The organism is Microbacterium ureisolvens, assembly GCF_015278315.1.
GTDB classification, from domain to species: Bacteria; Actinomycetota; Actinomycetes; order Actinomycetales; family Microbacteriaceae; genus Microbacterium; species Microbacterium ureisolvens.
Genome location: NZ_JADIJE010000003.1, coordinates 221,599 through 236,750 on the forward strand (window position 1 = coordinate 221,599; position 15,152 = coordinate 236,750).

General features: G+C 66.1%; 15 protein-coding genes. 11 read left to right on the top strand and 4 right to left on the bottom strand.

What is annotated here, in order from left to right:
• The first annotated feature begins 237 nt into the window (after positions 1-237).
• From IM767_RS05945 to IM767_RS05975, 7 genes are all read left to right on the top strand, one after another.
• Positions 238-1,083, top strand: coding sequence for a pyruvate, water dikinase regulatory protein (locus IM767_RS05945; protein ID WP_109212351.1), 846 nt, complete (start codon positions 238-240; stop codon positions 1,081-1,083).
• Between the two features lie 24 nt (positions 1,084-1,107).
• Positions 1,108-3,513, top strand: coding sequence for a phosphoenolpyruvate synthase (ppsA, locus tag IM767_RS05950; protein ID WP_109212352.1), 2,406 nt, complete (start codon positions 1,108-1,110; stop codon positions 3,511-3,513).
• Between the two features lie 131 nt (positions 3,514-3,644).
• A complete protein-coding gene (locus IM767_RS05955; RefSeq protein ID WP_109212353.1) occupies positions 3,645-4,403 on the top strand; it encodes an SDR family NAD(P)-dependent oxidoreductase in 759 nt (252 codons plus the stop codon).
• 105 nt (positions 4,404-4,508) lie between these two features.
• On the top strand, positions 4,509-5,876 hold the full coding sequence (locus IM767_RS05960) for an L-serine ammonia-lyase (protein WP_109212354.1): 1,368 nt from the start codon (positions 4,509-4,511) through the stop codon (positions 5,874-5,876).
• 90 nt (positions 5,877-5,966) lie between these two features.
• Positions 5,967-6,371: a GlcG/HbpS family heme-binding protein gene (locus IM767_RS05965; RefSeq protein ID WP_194398824.1), complete on the top strand. Its 405-nt coding sequence runs from the start codon at positions 5,967-5,969 to the stop codon at positions 6,369-6,371.
• 325 nt (positions 6,372-6,696) lie between these two features.
• Entirely contained in the window at positions 6,697-7,137 is a 441-nt protein-coding gene (locus IM767_RS05970) for an ArsR/SmtB family transcription factor (RefSeq protein ID WP_109212379.1), read from the top strand.
• A gap of 181 nt (positions 7,138-7,318) precedes the next feature.
• Positions 7,319-7,693 (top strand): heme-binding protein, encoded by a 375-nt coding sequence (locus IM767_RS05975; RefSeq protein ID WP_194398825.1) that lies wholly within the window; start codon positions 7,319-7,321, stop codon positions 7,691-7,693.
• Between the two features lie 682 nt (positions 7,694-8,375).
• On the opposite strand, the gene IM767_RS05980 is transcribed toward IM767_RS05975, so the two are convergent.
• A complete protein-coding gene (locus tag IM767_RS05980) occupies positions 8,376-8,900 on the bottom strand; it encodes an Lrp/AsnC family transcriptional regulator (protein WP_109212152.1) in 525 nt (174 codons plus the stop codon).
• Between the two features lie 101 nt (positions 8,901-9,001).
• Here IM767_RS05980 and ald point away from each other — a divergent pair, with 101 nt between their 5' ends.
• Positions 9,002-10,102, top strand: coding sequence for an alanine dehydrogenase (ald, locus tag IM767_RS05985; protein ID WP_109212151.1), 1,101 nt, complete (start codon positions 9,002-9,004; stop codon positions 10,100-10,102).
• 686 nt (positions 10,103-10,788) lie between these two features.
• Positions 10,789-10,965 (top strand): YegP family protein, encoded by a 177-nt coding sequence (locus IM767_RS05990; protein ID WP_084695656.1) that lies wholly within the window; start codon positions 10,789-10,791, stop codon positions 10,963-10,965.
• Positions 10,966-11,400: 435 nt separating this feature from the next.
• Here IM767_RS05990 and IM767_RS05995 read toward each other — a convergent pair whose 3' ends face one another.
• Positions 11,401-12,003: a hypothetical protein gene (locus IM767_RS05995; RefSeq protein WP_109212150.1), complete on the bottom strand. Its 603-nt coding sequence runs from the start codon at positions 12,001-12,003 to the stop codon at positions 11,401-11,403.
• Positions 12,004-12,231: 228 nt separating this feature from the next.
• Between IM767_RS05995 and IM767_RS06000 the strand changes: the two genes are divergently transcribed.
• Positions 12,232-12,678, top strand: a complete 447-nt coding sequence (locus IM767_RS06000; protein WP_109212149.1) for a VOC family protein — start codon at positions 12,232-12,234, stop codon at positions 12,676-12,678.
• Positions 12,679-12,787: 109 nt separating this feature from the next.
• On the opposite strand, the gene IM767_RS06005 is transcribed toward IM767_RS06000, so the two are convergent.
• Positions 12,788-13,003, bottom strand: a complete 216-nt coding sequence (locus IM767_RS06005) for a hypothetical protein (RefSeq protein ID WP_109212148.1) — start codon at positions 13,001-13,003, stop codon at positions 12,788-12,790.
• 102 nt (positions 13,004-13,105) lie between these two features.
• Positions 13,106-14,074 (bottom strand): LacI family DNA-binding transcriptional regulator, encoded by a 969-nt coding sequence (locus IM767_RS06010; protein ID WP_109212147.1) that lies wholly within the window; start codon positions 14,072-14,074, stop codon positions 13,106-13,108.
• A 121-nt stretch (positions 14,075-14,195) separates the two neighbouring features.
• Between IM767_RS06010 and IM767_RS06015 the strand changes: the two genes are divergently transcribed.
• Positions 14,196-15,116 (top strand): ribokinase, encoded by a 921-nt coding sequence (locus IM767_RS06015; protein ID WP_109212146.1) that lies wholly within the window; start codon positions 14,196-14,198, stop codon positions 15,114-15,116.
• The last annotated feature ends 36 nt before the right edge of the window (positions 15,117-15,152 follow it).

Here is a 15,152-nt window from a genome sequence, read left to right on the forward strand (position 1 = left end):
TTCTTCGGGAAACAGGCTACGATCCACGGAACAGTGTCGTTGTCAGCGGCGTTCGGCGTGGCCGGACGCCCGGGAGACGGAGTCGGAACGCATGAGTGAAGAGAACGCGGGGTGGGTGGTTCCCCTCGATCGGCGTGGCGATCGCGACGATCGCGACGAAGATGCCCGGGTAGCGCCCGCGTTCGGTCGGTGGCTCAGCATCATCAATGGAGGCGACGACACACACCGCGGGTCGGAATGACGCAGGAATCTGCTCCGCTGCACGCGGGCCCAGCAGAAGTTCGAGAGGCGTTCTTCGTCTCGGACAGCACCGGGATCACCGCCGAGACGCTCGGCAACGCGCTGCTCGCGAACTTTCCCGGGCTGCATTTCCATCGCCACACCGTCCCGTTCGTTGACACCCTCGAGGGTGCGCACGCGGTCGTAGCCGAGATCGACCGCGCGGCCGACGGCGGGCCGCTGCCCCTGATGTTCACGACCGTCAAAGCTCCGAATGTCCGCGGCGCATTGTTCGGCGCCCGCGCGGTGGCGATCGACCTGCTCGCAGGCCACCTCGTCGAGCTGGAGGAGGCGCTCGGCGCGACAGCGAGTCCGAAACTGAGCGGGTACCACGGCGTGGGCGACATCCAGCGGTATCACGCTCGCATGCGGGCCGTCGAGTACGCGATCGAGCACGATGACGGGCAGAGCTCACGGGCGCTCGAGGAGGCGGACGTCGTCATCATCGCCCCGTCACGCTGCGGCAAGACCCCCACGACGATGTACCTCGCCCTGCAATACGGACTGCTCGTCGCGAACTACCCGCTCACCGACGATGACTTCACGACCGACGGTCTGCCGCGAACCGTGGCGAAGTACGCCAGCCGCTGCTTCGGGCTGACCACCACGCCGCTGCGCTTGAGCCAGGTGCGCCACGAGCGGCTTCCGCACTCCCAGTACGCCAGCCTCGCGCAATGCACCCTCGAGGTGCGGCGGGCCGAAGACCTGTACCGGCGCAACCGGGTGCCCTTCGTCAACTCCTCGACCAAGAGCGTCGAGGAAATGTCCGCCGTGATTCTGCGGTCCATGCGACTGCGCGACTAACCCCTTCAACGAGGAGAAGATCCGATGACCAACATTCTCTGGTTCGACGAGATCGGCATGAACGATCTCGACCGCGTCGGCGGCAAGAACGCCTCACTGGGCGAGATGGTTTCGCACCTCTCAGCGGCCGGTGTGCGTGTGCCCATGGGATTCGCCACCACCGCCGCTGCGTATGCGTCGTTCCTCGCCGCCGGCGAACTCGGCACCCGCATCCGCGAAGCCGTCTCGCAGCTGGACACCGACGACGTCACCGAACTCGCACAGGTGGGTTCCGCGGTGCGCGGGTGGGTGGAAGCGCAGCCGTTCCCGGACGGCCTGGAACGTGACATCCGCGATGCGTATGCGCGGCTCGTTTCGGAGGATCCCGACCCGGAGCAGGTCTCCTGGGCCGTGCGCTCCAGCGCCACCGCGGAGGACCTTCCGGACGCGTCGTTTGCGGGACAGCAGGAGACCTTCCTCAACATCGGCGGAATCGACAACGTGCTCGCCGCGATCAAGCACGTCTACGCGTCGCTGTACAACGACCGCGCGATCGCGTACCGGGTCCACCACGGGTTCGATCACCACGAGGTGTCCCTCTCGGCCGGGGTGCAACGGATGGTCCGCTCCGATGTCGGCGCGTCGGGCGTGATGTTCACCGTCGACACCGAGTCTGGTTTCGATGACGTGGTGTTCATCACGAGCTCTTACGGGCTCGGCGAGGCGGTCGTGCAAGGCGCGGTGAACCCTGACGAGTTCTACGCCCACAAGCCCGCGTTGCGCGCCGGACGTCCCTCGGTCCTCCGCCGGACGGTGGGGGAGAAGGCCGTCGCGATGCGGTATGCCGACGGCCGGCATGCGGGAGGCAGCACCGTGTTCGCCGACGTTGCGTCCGCCGATCGTGTCCGCTTCTCCCTGAACGACGGTGAGGTCGAGGAACTCGGCCGCATCGCCCTCGTTATCGAAGACCACTACGGCCGTCCGATGGACATCGAGTGGGCGAAAGACGGCGTGGACGGACGGCTTTACGTGCTGCAGGCCCGGCCCGAGACCGTTGTCTCACGCGAGTCCGGAAACGTCATGCGCCGGTTCGTGCTGCGTGAGAGTGCGGGCGCTGTTCTCGCGACTGGGCGGGCGATCGGGCAGCGGATCGGTGCCGGCCCGGTCAGCATCCTCAGTTCGGTCGAGCAGATGAGCGAGTTCGTACCAGGGAGCGTGCTTGTTGCCGACATGACGGACCCGGACTGGGAGCCGATCATGAAGAAGGCGTCGGCGATCGTCACCAACCGAGGGGGACGCACCTGTCACGCGGCGATCATCGCGCGCGAGCTCGGCATCCCCGCGGTAGTCGGCACCGCCTCTGCCACACGCACGCTCGTGAACGGGCAGCCGGTGACGGTCTCTTGCGCAGAAGGCGACGACGGCTACGTCTACGACGGGCTGCTCACCTTCGATGAAGAGGAGACGGAGCTGGATCGGATGCCGGAGCTGCCGGTGAAGATCATGATGAATGTCGGCACCCCGGAGCAAGCCTTCTCCTTCGCGAAGCTCCCGCACCGGGGGGTGGGATTGGCCCGCCTCGAGTTCATCATCAACCGGCAGATCGGCATCCACCCCCGCGCGTTGCTCGACCACGAGAGCGTGCCCGCAGCCGTGGCCGACGAGATTCGCACCCGCGTGGCCGCCTATCCGTCGCCGCGTGAGTACTTCGTGCAGCGCGTTGCCGAGGGTGTGTCCACCATCGCCGCGGCGTTCTGGCCCGAACCCGTCATCGTCCGTCTCAGCGACTTCAAGTCGAACGAGTACGCCAATCTTCTCGGCGGCACGCTCTACGAGCCCGTGGAGGAGAACCCCATGCTCGGCTACCGCGGCGCATCACGCTACGTCTCGCCGGACTTCCGGGAGTGCTTCGACATGGAGTGCGAAGCGATGCGTCGTGTCCGCGACGACATGGGGTTGACGAATGTGAGGCTGATGGTTCCCTTCGTGCGGACGCTCGGCGAAGCGGAATCCGTCGTAGAGCTGCTCGCCGACAACGGACTGCGACGCGGCGAGAACGGGCTGCAGCTGATCATGATGTGCGAGCTGCCATCGAACGCGGTGCTTGCCGATCGCTTCCTTGAGTACTTCGACGGCTTCTCGATCGGCTCAAACGACATGACGCAGTTGACGCTCGGCGTGGACCGGGACTCCGCCCTCGTCGCGTCGGCGTTCGACGAGCGTGACCCTGCCGTGCTGGCGATGCTCGAGCTCGCGATCGACGCGTGCCGGCGTCAGGGCAAGTACGTCGGGATCTGCGGACAGGGCCCGTCCGACTATCCGGAACTGGCGGGCTGGCTCCTCGATCACGGCATCGACTCCATCTCGCTCAACCCTGACACCGTGGTCGAAACATGGCTGCGGCTGTCCCAGCAGATCGAAGCAGGGAAGGTCGAAGCCGCCATTCGGTAATCATCATTGACGAGAATATCGATTGTGCATATTCTGGCAGGCGAGCTCATCACAAGCAGTTGAGCGCGAGGGGCACAGATGCCCCACAGCGTCTCCACTAGACATCCGCAAAGACAAGAGAGAGAGCAGCAATGGAACTGGAAGGCAAGATCGCGGTCGTCACAGGCGGTGGCCAGGGGATCGGGCGGGGGATCGTTCAGCGGTTTCTGGAGGAGGGCGCCACTGTGGCCATTCTCCAGAACAAGCCGCTCGAAGACGACCTGGCGGGCGACGATCGGGTCCTCGGAATCGATGTCGACCTGACGAACGTGGCCGACGCGGCCGCCGCCATTGACCAGGTCGCGGCCACCCTGGGCGGGATCGACATCCTCGTGAACAACGCCGGTGTGAGTGCCGAGTGGACTGTTGCGGAGGTGCAGCCCGAGCAGTGGGACTTCATGATGGCGGTGAACTTGAAGGCGCCGCTGTTCCTGACCCAGGCCGCGCTGCCTCACCTCAAGCGACGGGGAGGCGGCAGCATCATCAACACCGGCTCGGTGGAGGGCCTGGCGTCGAACCCCTTCCACGCCGTCTACAGCTCCTCGAAGGCGGGAATCCACGGTCTCACCAAGGCCCTTGCCGTCGATCTCGGCGAGTTCGGCATCCGCTGCAACGCCATCGCGCCTGGCTACATCCTGACTGCGCTCACCGAGGCGTACGTGGCGTCTCTGCCGGACCCGGATGCGGCGTGGCTCAACATCAATCGGATCCATCCCGTGGGCCGCATCGGCGACCCCATCGATATCGGCGGTCTCGCCGTCTACCTTGCCAGCGATCGCTCCACCTTTGTGTCCGGCCAGGTGATCGCCGTCGATGGCGCCCGGATGGCAAAGCTGTCCGCGCCGCTCTAAGCAGGGGCATTCGATTCTCGATCGGGCGAGCCCGCAGCACAGTCGCGACATCATTCAGCCCCGCTCGCCGGCTGAGCGATGAGGTCGCATCGATGGAGAACACGGATGATCAGTGCGCTGGAGCTCTACAGCATCGGGATCGGCCCCTCGTCCTCCCACACCGTGGGACCGATGCGCGCCGCCCTGGCCTTCGTCGATGAACTGAGGGCGACGGGGCAGGTCGGCCAGGTCGGACGCATCCAGGTCGACCTCTTCGGGTCGCTGGGCGCGACAGGCAAAGGGCACGGCACGGACAAGGCGGTCGTGCTCGGGCTGCTCGGTGAGCGCCCCGACGAAGTCGATCCGCGAAGCGCTGACGCGAAGGTCGACAACGTGCTGCGAGCGGGAGAGCTGGCGCTAGGGGGCGAATCGGTCATTCCTTTCGCCGCGAAGTCGGACATCACCATGCATTTGGGAAGGTCGCTACCCGCCCATCCCAATGCGATGACGCTCGCGGCATACGACCACGCTGGTGACGTGCTCAGCGAATCGACGTTCTACTCCATCGGTGGCGGGTTCATCGTCACGGACGAGGAGATCCACGCGCCGACCCCGGGAACGGAAGGCGACGTGCCGTTGCCGTTCTCCACGGCCGCGGAGCTGCTCGCGCACTGCGCACAGCACGGCATGAGCGTGAGCGAGGTCATGCGTCGCAACGAACTTGCTCGGGTCAGCGAAACCGACCTCGACGAGCAGCTGCTGCGAATCTGGTCGGCCATGCAGGAGTGCATCGCGAACGGCATCGGGCGAAATGACGAAGTGCTCCCAGGAGGGCTCAACGTCTGGCGACGAGCCCCCGGGCTCCACCGGCGGCTGTCCGAGGCGGCTGCGGGCGACCCGCTTCACGCGATGGAATGGGTGAACCTGTACGCACTCGCCGTCAACGAAGAGAACGCGTCCGGTGGTCGCGTCGTCACGGCCCCGACCAATGGCGCAGCCGGCATCATTCCGGCGGTGCTCAGCTACTACGTCAACTTCGTGCCCGGAGCGGATGATGCCGGCGTCATCCGCTTCCTGCTCGCCGCGTCGGCCGTCGGGGTCCTCTTCAAGACGAATGCGTCGATCTCGGGCGCTGAGGTTGGATGCCAAGGAGAGGTGGGCTCCGCGTGCTCGATGGCGGCTGCAGGCTTGGCTGAGGTCCTCGGGGGCACGCCGGCGCAGGTCGAGAACGCGGCCGAGATCGGGATCGAGCACAATCTCGGGCTCACGTGCGACCCCATCGGCGGACTCGTGCAAATCCCGTGCATCGAACGAAACGCGATCGCCAGCGTGAAGGCCATCAATGCCGCGCGAATGGCGCTCCACGGGAACGGAACACATCGAGTCTCGCTGGATCAAGCGATCCGCACCATGCGAGACACCGGCGCCGACATGCTGTCCAAGTACAAAGAAACGTCACTGGGCGGCCTCGCCGTGAACGTGGTCGAGTGCTGACGGTCTAGGCATCCAGGGCCAACGCGGTCGTGCGGACGGGTTCAGAACCTGGTCACGCCCCAACGAAGTTTGCCTAACGAAAGGAACACTATGTCAGTCAACCTCGCAGATGCCCGCCGTGTGATCGAAGCCGCTGAGAAGCGCGCCGACGAGATCGGCCAGCCCATGAACATCGCCGTGGTCGATGCGGGCGGCAACCTCGTCGCGCACGTACGCCAGGACGGCGCCTGGATCGGCAGCATCGAGATCTCGATCAGCAAGGCGTGGACGTCGAAGGCGTTCGACATCTCGACGAAGGACCTCGGCGACAATTCGCAGCCGACGCAGCAGTTCTTCGGCATCCACACCACCAACGCGCACGGCCGCGGCGTCGCCATCTTCGCCGGCGGCGTGCCGCTCAGCCGCGACGGCAAGGTCGTCGGTGCGGTGGGCGTCAGCGGCGGCTCGGGCGAGCAGGACCAGACCGTCGCGGAAGCAGGCGCGGGGGCCCTGTGACGTGGCCCCCGCGTCGCGCTTCATCACACCGACGTGGGGCCTGAGTCATTAGGTGAAGATCACCGGAATCGACATCTTCGAGCATCGCCTCGTGCGGACCTAACCGCATCGCATGGCCAGCCCGTTCATCACCAACCTCGCTATGGCGGAGAGGTCCACCGACTTGGGAAGTACCGGCGGGGGACCGCTCGTGTTCGCGTGCAATCTCCGGTACCACTGGCGGTCCAAGTCCCACAAAGGTTCGCCGGAGAGATGAGCGGCGCCGCTCAACTCGACTACCAGTCCGCCGAACGACACGCTACTAGGTAACCACGACGAGGAAACGATGCGCTCGCAACTTCAGCCTGACGTTCTTGCTTGGCACGACAATGCCCAGGCCCAGCTCGACGGTCACCTGAGTCAGGTGTTCGCAGCACTCGCGAACGACGACCGTCTCGCCATATTGGACGTCCTGCGAGAGAGTCGCGACACAGAATGCTCGATCGAGCGAATCGCGGATTCCATCGAAATGTCGCGCTTCGCGACGTCACGACACCTGAGGATTCTTCGGCAGGCCGGGTTGGTCGATGGTCGGCGGAGCGGGCACAAGTTCCTCCATCGGCTTGCTCAGTCACGCTTCGACGACATCGACGACTGGCTCCTGGACTACCTTATCGAGGCCGCCAACGGGCGCATTCTGACCGGTCCACCTCAGGGGCGCGACTTGGTGGCTCCGCACGGACGCGCTGATGGCGAGGTCGTGACGGCGGATCAGGTAGGTCAATAACCTCAACGGTCCGAAGAAGCACTTGTGCCGCAGCCGCAGCATCTTCTCGGCCACGTCCCGGGACGGTTTGGTTGGCTGGTGGTGCGGTGCTCCGGGACGGTCATCAGCCCCTGGACCTCCTCGGCTTCGTATCCCCTCGAGTCATCGTTCGCCTGCCGGATCACTTAGCTCGCCACGTCGTGTGATCGAAGCCGCTGAGAAGCGCGCCGACGAGATCGGCCAGCCCATGAACATCGCTGTGGTCGATGCGGGCGGCAACCTCGTCGCGCACGTGCGCCAGGACGGCGCCTGGATCGGCAGCATCGAGATCTCGATGAGCAAGGCGTGGACGTCGAAGGCGTTCGACATCTCGACGAAGGACCTCGGCGACAATTCGCAGCCGACGCAGCAGTTCTTCGGCATCCACACCACCAACGCGCACGGCCGCGGCGTCGCGACCTTCGCCGGCGGCGTGCCGCTCAGCCGCGACGGCAAGGTCGTCGGCGCGGTGGGCGTTAGCGGGGGGTCGGGCGAGCAGGACCAGACCGTCGCGGAGGCCGGCGCCGCGGAGTTCTGAATCGGCGGCAACACCGCCGGGGTCGTTACGATCGCCACGGGTGTCCGGGTCGCGACGAGGCACAGGCAAGGCAGGACTGTCGCTGTGAGACCTGTCCGACCATCGGTCAGGTTTCGGCTGAACCGCCCATGGGTTACCGAATCGCGTCGCTTGGCCGACTTGACTGGTAATATCGATTGTGCATATTATGGTCATGCGTACACAACGCGCCTTCTCAGGGATGCCGCAGTCAACGCCGATCGGCTGCGGCATCTCCGAGTCGGGCATGGTCGCAGAACACCGCCCTGCCCATGACATGGTCTTCGGGTCGGCGTCTCACGGCGAAGTCGTCGCACGCAGACGCCCCGCGGTACATGCCGCGACTCGGTGCCAGGCGGCTGGCGGCGCCAAAATGTGGTCGCGCTCCGCCATCTGCGGCGACCTCCCCGACGTATTCCACTGTCGGTGAGGGACACGCAGATTCGGTAGGCCCCGGTGACGGCGACTTGCTCCATGCCGCCCCTCCTGACCCGCTACGCGGCATGGATCACATGATTGGAGCGGGTAGTTGAGCCCCCTCGTCATGGCTGGATGGCGTTGGTCGTTGTCGGCAGGCGGCCCAACTCCGAGATCTCTCCGATTCCGTTTTACGGTGGCCCTGGGGCGAGGTGCAGTGCACGACCTGCTCAAGGGTCGACCATGCTTACGCGAATTCGGCGGCGACCCCATTGCGGTGGTACTCGAAGATGATGCTCGTGCGTGTTGACGCAACGGCTTGATGGGCCGAGAGGTGCTCGACGACGAAGCGGCGCAGTTCGGAGGAGTCCGCGACGGCGATGTGCACGAGGTAGTCATCCGCGCCGCCGACGAAGAACAGTTGCAAGACCTGCGGGAGTGCTCGCACGACGTCGGCGAACTGGGTGATGCTTTCCTGGCGGAAGCCCGGGCGGAGGGTGACGCCGATCATCGCCTGCAGGCCGTTGCCGATTGATGATTGGCTCACCGCGGCGTGGAACCCTGCGAGGACACCGCGCTCGATGAGCGCGCGCACGCGGGTGTGCGCCGTCGATGGGGCCACTCCCGCCGCCGCGGCGAGTTCCTGATTCGTGATGCGCGCGTCGGCGGACAGACGGCGCAACAGCTCGGCATCGACCTCGTCTAAGCCGCTGTTCCGAAGATCATTCGAGGAAGGGCGCCCAGAATCACCTTTTCGTGTCAAACCGTCCATCAGAACTCCTTTCGCACAGAATGATCTTCCAAAAGTTTGAGGTACTGCCGAAGAAAGTGCGAGTCTTACCTCGTCTTCCGACTGCTGAGAAGGGCACACAGATGCGCGTTGGCGTTCCCACTGAGATCAAGAACAACGAGAACAGGGTTGCGATCACTCCTGCCGGGGTGGATGCGCTAGTCTCTCGCGGCCACGAGGTGCGCGTGCAGCAAGGGGCCGGCCTTGGGTCACGTATCAGCGACGAGGCCTACCAGGCTGCCGGCGCGATCATTGCTGAGACCCAGGACCAGGTGTGGGCGGAGTCCGACCTGATCACTAAGGTGAAGGAACCGATCGCTGCCGAGTACGGCTACCTCCGAGAGGACCAGCTGGTCTTCACCTACCTGCACCTGGCCGCCGATCGCCCCCTCACCGATGCGCTCCTCGATGCCGGCGCGACTGCGATCGCCTATGAGACGGTCCAGCTCGAGGACCGTTCCCTGCCGCTGCTGTCGCCGATGAGCGAGGTGGCCGGACGCCTGTCGATCTCCGTCGGCTCCTACTTCCTCATGCGCGCTACCGGCGGCCGCGGCACACTCCTCGGCGGGGTGGCAGGGACCCGCCGAGCCAAGGTCGTCGTCATCGGTGGAGGTGTCGCCGGCGAACACGCCGCCGCGAACGCTCTCGGCCTCGGCGCCGAAGTGACCGTCATCGACCTGTCCCTGCCACGACTGCGCGAGCTTCAGCACCGCTACACCGGTGCCCTGCAGACCCGCGCATCCAGCCGGTGGGAGATCGCAGACCAGATCGCAGACGCCGACCTGGTCGTCGGCTCCGTTCTCATCCCGGGAGCGGCCGCACCAAAGCTCGTCACCGACGAGATGGTCGCGCACATGAAGCCCGGCTCCGTGCTCGTGGACATCGCCATCGACCAGGGCGGCTGCTTCGAGGGATCACGACCGACCACCCACGACAACCCCACATTTCCCGTCCACGAATCGGTGTATTACTGCGTCGCGAACATGCCGGGCGCAGTGCCAGAGACCTCCACGCGTGCGCTCACCAACGCAACGCTGCCCTACCTGACCGCGCTCGCCGACAAGGGATGGCAAGACGCCGCAAATGACAACCTGGCTCTTGCTCGGGGAGTCAACACGCACGCAGGACGAGTGACGAACTCCGGAGTGGCCGCCGCATTCGGAATGGCAGCTGCAGCGATCTAGCCGTCCCCTGCGATGCGACGCGTACGACTCCACGCTCCCAGCGGCGGCGCGCAACCATTGCTGGGCTCACGGCGCGTCGAGGAGTTGACGTGAGGGTCTACCGGGAGTGTGGTGGGCGTGAAGCTGCTCGGATCCTTCGGGCCCACCTGGTGCCCACGAATGACTCGGATCCGTGCGGAACGGGGCCTGAGAACGAGTGAGTCAGGCAGACCCCGTTCCACGAGATGCCGCGGAATCTCGCATGAGGGAGATCGAGTCGGATCGAGGCGGACACCAATCGGCGGAGTTCAAATCCCTCCGTCTCGGCCGGTGACCGTCCCCGCGTGGTCAGTCGGACGCTGGGCGCAATCCAGCCGCAGACTGTAGCGTTCCGCCCAGGGACGATGGCGTGCGAGGGCGCACCCGACGTGTCATACGTGCATTCCGTTCCGGGCCCGATGCAACCACCGAGTCGATGACGAGAATGTGTGCACCAGTGTGTGAACCAGCTGCTTCGTTCCCAGTGTTCACAAGGGATCGACGACGGTTCCCGCTTGACTACGGATCAGACGGTTCAGAAGGCGCTCATTTCAGCCGCTGACCGCCACGCGTCCACTGTCGAAAACTCAGGCATGCAAAAGCCGTTGCATCCACGCCCACGCTCGGACACGATAAAACCGGCACTGACCTGCGAAGAAGGAGAGATCATGGCCGGCAAGTACGAGCTGTACAAGGACTCGGCGGATGGCTTCCGATTTCGTCTGAAGGCCGCGAATGGAGAAGTCGTCGCGACTTCCGAGTCCTATGTTTCCAAGTCTGGTGCGCAGAGCGGGATCGAGTCGGTTAAATCGAACGCCAGCTCCCCGGTCGTCGATCTCACCTGAACCCTGAACAGGGTCTATGGCGCGACTGCGGCCGCGCATGCCGCCGCACTCGAACACGGAGTCCCCTGATGGCAAGGACACGAGCCAGCGCAGTCAGGGTGACCCCGGCCGTCGATCTCAGTGACTCAAGGGGCACCTTGCCATGGGCGCTCAGTGTCGAACGAGGTGGCTCGGCGGGGGCTGCGCGTGCCCACAGTTTGCCCACGAACCGCGCAGAACGGCGCCGATCGGCGCGTCTGGAGACATGGCCAGATCCGCGAATTTCCGCGGTTATCGGACCATATCGGGTCGACGGCAGACCCAGGGTCAGTCCTCATAATCGTGAGGTCGCGGGTTCAAGCCCCGCTCCTGCTACAGATCGAAACCCCGGCCCCGCCGGGGTTTTTTCTGTTCGCCCGGTGATCGCGCCCTGCGCGTCTCCGCTCGTGCGCCGCGTCAGTCTCCGACGCTCCCCGGGAGCACATCCTCCGCCCGCACCGACACCGAGTCCAGCCGCGGATCGTTGCGCAGCTGACGAAAGATCGGCAGTTCGGCGGCCACGATGAGCGAATCCGGGTACAGCCGCCCGCCCCACGCCAACCGGTTCCCGGCATCCCAGGCGAACTCGGGCACGCGGCGTCCCGCCTGCACGTCAGCGGGGGTGAGATCGGCGGCGAAGTAATCCTCCCCGTGGACACGGACGGATGAGTCGGTGGGCACCTCGCCGTACCCCACCCAGCGCAGGCATCGCAGCGCCAGATCGCCGATCGCATCGCGCAGTGCTTCGGCGGTCGCTCCGTCCAGCCGGCCCATGCACGAGACGAGATCCCGGAGCTCGGAGTGCTCCGCGACGATCCGCTGTGTCGCCTCGAACCAGTTGAGCGAGGCCGAATGCTCCTCGACGTCGACATGCCGAGACCACCGCACGACCTTGTCGGTGCGGTCGATGAAAGGCAGATACACCCGCAGCATCGGAAGATCGCGGTGGGATGCCGGAATGAAATCACGGGCGAGCGTGCGCCATCCCGACTCGTCCAGCTCCGCGGTCGCCTCGGTCATGTCATCGACCGTAGCGGCGGGTGCACCGCGGTCGCGACGACCTTTTCGGCGGCCGGCAACGGGTGCCTCGATCTCGAGATCGCCCCCGCTTCCTCGGACGGCTCCGACGGGATCGGCTGAGTCCGCGCTTCTCGAGCGGAGGACGCCCGTTCCGCGCGTCCCTTCTGCCATCGGTGCTCGCGCGAGAAGATGTGCGTGGTCGCTCAGCCCACTGGACGAGGAGCTTTCATGAACGAACAGGCGCAGCCCGCCTCGCTGTACGTGCAGATTCCGTACCGCGACGCGCCCGCCGCGCTTCGCTGGCTGGAGCAGGCGTTCGGTCTCACCACGACGATGGAATGGCCCGACGACGACGGTGGCATCCAGCATGCCGAGATGCGCCTCGGCGACGCGGCGTTCACAGTCTTCTCCGATCGCGCCGGGTACGTCCGCCCCGAGCCGCGGGGCGATTCCGTCGGATTCGGCGTGGCCTTCACTCTCGCCTCAGCCGATGAGGTCGACCGGATCTTCGACTCCGCGATCGCGGCCGGTGCGGTCGCGGTCATCGAGCCGACCGACACCGAGTGGGGAAACCACCGCTGCCGGGTGCGCGATCCGGAGGGATACGAGTGGACGTTCGGCACCCACAAGCCCGGCGTCCCGGCGGAGTGGTCGGACGCCGACCAGGAGTGGTGACCCGGCCAGCGCGCGCCTGATCCGGCGGCGGATCCTCGGGAGGCGCACGAGCTCCGGCCGCTGGATCAGGGTCTCGACTTTGCCGGCGGCGAATACCGGTTCAGCCCGGCTATTCGGCGGGCTTCTCCACCCACGAGACCATGAGGTACGGGCTGTAGACGAAGACGACGTTGTCACCCTTCCACGGGATCTCGATCAGTCCCTTGCCGGCGTCCATCGCCGCCATGATCTGAGAGTGGACGGGTTCCCACTCGCTCGCGCTCGCGAAGCGGAACTTCCGGTAGGCCGTCTCCGGGCCGATGTACAGCGTCACATCCGATGCCATGCAACGGACTCTATCGAGGGCGCGGAAGGGGAGTGAGCCGGGATTGTGGTGACCGCGAGAGAAGAAGCACGGACGGAGACATCCGCCCCACCGCGTCCACGCTCACCGACTCCTGGCTGTGGACTCTCGCGCGACGAGGGTGAAGTCGGTCCCGTCCAGGGTCAGCAGACGCTCGTCGGGTGAAGCGGCGGTGATGATCTCCACCGCCCGCAGCGCGATGTCCTCGAGCGGAGAGTCGACCGACGTCAGGCGCGGAACGGTGTACTCGGCGGCGCGCCCGAACTCGAGCGCCACGACAGCGACATCATCGGGGATGCTGAGACCGAGGTCTGCGGCCGCGCGCAGGATGGGCGCGGCGTGCACGGGGGAGTCCACGACGACCCCGTCGGGACGATCCGGAGTCGACAGGAGTTCGCGGGCGGCGTCGTAGGCCGCCGACTCCGCCCCGGCAACGCGGACCACGGGCGCCTGCGCGGGATCCGTGTCGTGCGCGGCGAGCGCCTGGTTCCACCCCTTGTCTCGGCGGCGCGTCGTCAGCGCTTCCTCGTCGGCGCTCAGTCTGGCCAGCCGGCGGCAGCCGACGGCGAGGAGATGCTCCACGGCGGCGACGGTGCTCTCGATCGCGACGACGGGGCGGTCGACCACGAGCACGGGCATCCCGAGATCGCCGGCCCAGGCGAGATCCTGCGCGGGGTTGACGCTCATGAGAACAACCCCGTCCACCTGTCGGCTCGCGAGGTCGGTCAGGTGCTCGCGCTCGACGTCGACATCGCCGTTGGAAGTCGCGACGATCACGCTGAGACCGCGCGCGTAGGCGATCTCCGTGATCCGCTGCGTCATCACGGAGAAATACGCCAGGGCGATCTCGGGCAGCACGAACCCGATCGAGTTCGTGGTGCGGGTGCGCATGAACCGCGCGATGTTGTTCCGCCGGTAGCCCAACTCGTCGATCGCGGCCAGGACACGCGCCCGGGCTGCGGCCGAAACGGGGCGCGGGCCGTCGTTGAGCACGTAGGAGACGACGGCACTCGACACCCCTGCGGCGCGGGCGACATCGTTGCGGGTGACCATGACGTGATCCTACGGCGGCACCCAGCCGCCCCATCCTCAGAAGAAATCGCGCGCAGGGCTTGCATTCTTATCTACTCGTGTAGATACTTGGTCTACACGAGTTGACAATGGAGTAGACGACATGAGCAACGGCGCTGAGAACACCGGTCGGGTGTTCGTTTTCGGCTCTGCGAACAACGACCACGTCCTGGCGGTCGAAGAGTTCCCGCAGGCCGGTGAGACGGTGCTCTCACGTTCGTACTCCGTCGGACTCGGCGGAAAGGGAGCCAACCAGGCGGTGGCTGCGGCCCGCGCAGGCGGCTCCGTCGCCTTCGTCGGTTCAGTCGGGTCCGACCAGGCGGGCGAGGCGATCCTCGCCAACTTCGCCGAACACGGGATCGACGCTCGGGGCACTGCACGCAGTCGGCAGGAGGCGACAGGCGTCGCGATCGTGCTGGTGAACTCTCACGGAAGCAACGAGATCGTCGTCGCGGCCGGCGCCAATGCCGACCTCGCCGCGTCCACCGTCGAAGAGGCGCTCGCCGGCATCGGCACTCAGGACGTCGTCGTCGTCCAGTGCGAGATCCCGATCCCGCGCGTCGAGCAGATCATCCGCGGAGGCGCTCGTCAAGGAGCCACTGTCGTGGTCAACCTCGCACCGTACGCAGAGCTCCAGCGATCCAGCTTCGACGAGGTGGACCTGCTCATCGTCAACGAGTCGGAGGCACGCGCGCTCCTGGGCTCGCAGGTACCCGAGCACCAGCTTGCAGAAGAGGTCGTCGCGGCTGTCGGATGCGGCTGCGTGGTCACCCTCGGTGAGCACGGCTCCGTGTACGCCTCGCCGCACAGCCGCGCCGCGCATGTCCCTGCGGTCGCGGTCGAGGACGTCGTGGACACCACAGGTGCCGGCGACGTCTACGTGGGCACGCTCGCGGCGGCACTGGCCCGCCGCGACGACATCGTCGCGGCGATGGAGCTCGCCACGGCCGCCGCGGCGCTGTCCGTCTCAAGCCGGGGCGCGCAATCTCCGCGCGACCCGGAGGCCGCCCAGGCGGTCGCCTGAAGCATCACAACCCCCGCGATCCCCTCGAACGCATGA

What these genes read in the sequence shown, in the direction of transcription:
- IM767_RS05990 (WP_084695656.1), top strand. Translation starts at nt 10,789, where the DNA reads ATGGCCGGCAAGTACGAGCTGTACAAGGACTCGGCGGATGGCTTCCGA.
- IM767_RS06005 (WP_109212148.1), bottom strand. Translation starts at nt 13,003, where the DNA reads ATGGCATCGGATGTGACGCTGTACATCGGCCCGGAGACGGCCTACCGG.
- IM767_RS05960 (WP_109212354.1), top strand. Translation starts at nt 4,509, where the DNA reads ATGATCAGTGCGCTGGAGCTCTACAGCATCGGGATCGGCCCCTCGTCC.
- IM767_RS05945 (WP_109212351.1), top strand. Translation starts at nt 238, where the DNA reads ATGACGCAGGAATCTGCTCCGCTGCACGCGGGCCCAGCAGAAGTTCGA.
- IM767_RS06010 (WP_109212147.1), bottom strand. Translation starts at nt 14,074, where the DNA reads ATGGTCACCCGCAACGATGTCGCCCGCGCCGCAGGGGTGTCGAGTGCC.
- IM767_RS05955 (WP_109212353.1), top strand. Translation starts at nt 3,645, where the DNA reads ATGGAACTGGAAGGCAAGATCGCGGTCGTCACAGGCGGTGGCCAGGGG.
- ald (WP_109212151.1), top strand. Translation starts at nt 9,002, where the DNA reads ATGCGCGTTGGCGTTCCCACTGAGATCAAGAACAACGAGAACAGGGTT.
- IM767_RS06015 (WP_109212146.1), top strand. Translation starts at nt 14,196, where the DNA reads ATGAGCAACGGCGCTGAGAACACCGGTCGGGTGTTCGTTTTCGGCTCT.
- IM767_RS05970 (WP_109212379.1), top strand. Translation starts at nt 6,697, where the DNA reads ATGCGCTCGCAACTTCAGCCTGACGTTCTTGCTTGGCACGACAATGCC.
- IM767_RS05965 (WP_194398824.1), top strand. Translation starts at nt 5,967, where the DNA reads ATGTCAGTCAACCTCGCAGATGCCCGCCGTGTGATCGAAGCCGCTGAG.
- IM767_RS05980 (WP_109212152.1), bottom strand. Translation starts at nt 8,900, where the DNA reads ATGGACGGTTTGACACGAAAAGGTGATTCTGGGCGCCCTTCCTCGAAT.
- IM767_RS06000 (WP_109212149.1), top strand. Translation starts at nt 12,232, where the DNA reads ATGAACGAACAGGCGCAGCCCGCCTCGCTGTACGTGCAGATTCCGTAC.
- IM767_RS05995 (WP_109212150.1), bottom strand. Translation starts at nt 12,003, where the DNA reads ATGACCGAGGCGACCGCGGAGCTGGACGAGTCGGGATGGCGCACGCTC.
- ppsA (WP_109212352.1), top strand. Translation starts at nt 1,108, where the DNA reads ATGACCAACATTCTCTGGTTCGACGAGATCGGCATGAACGATCTCGAC.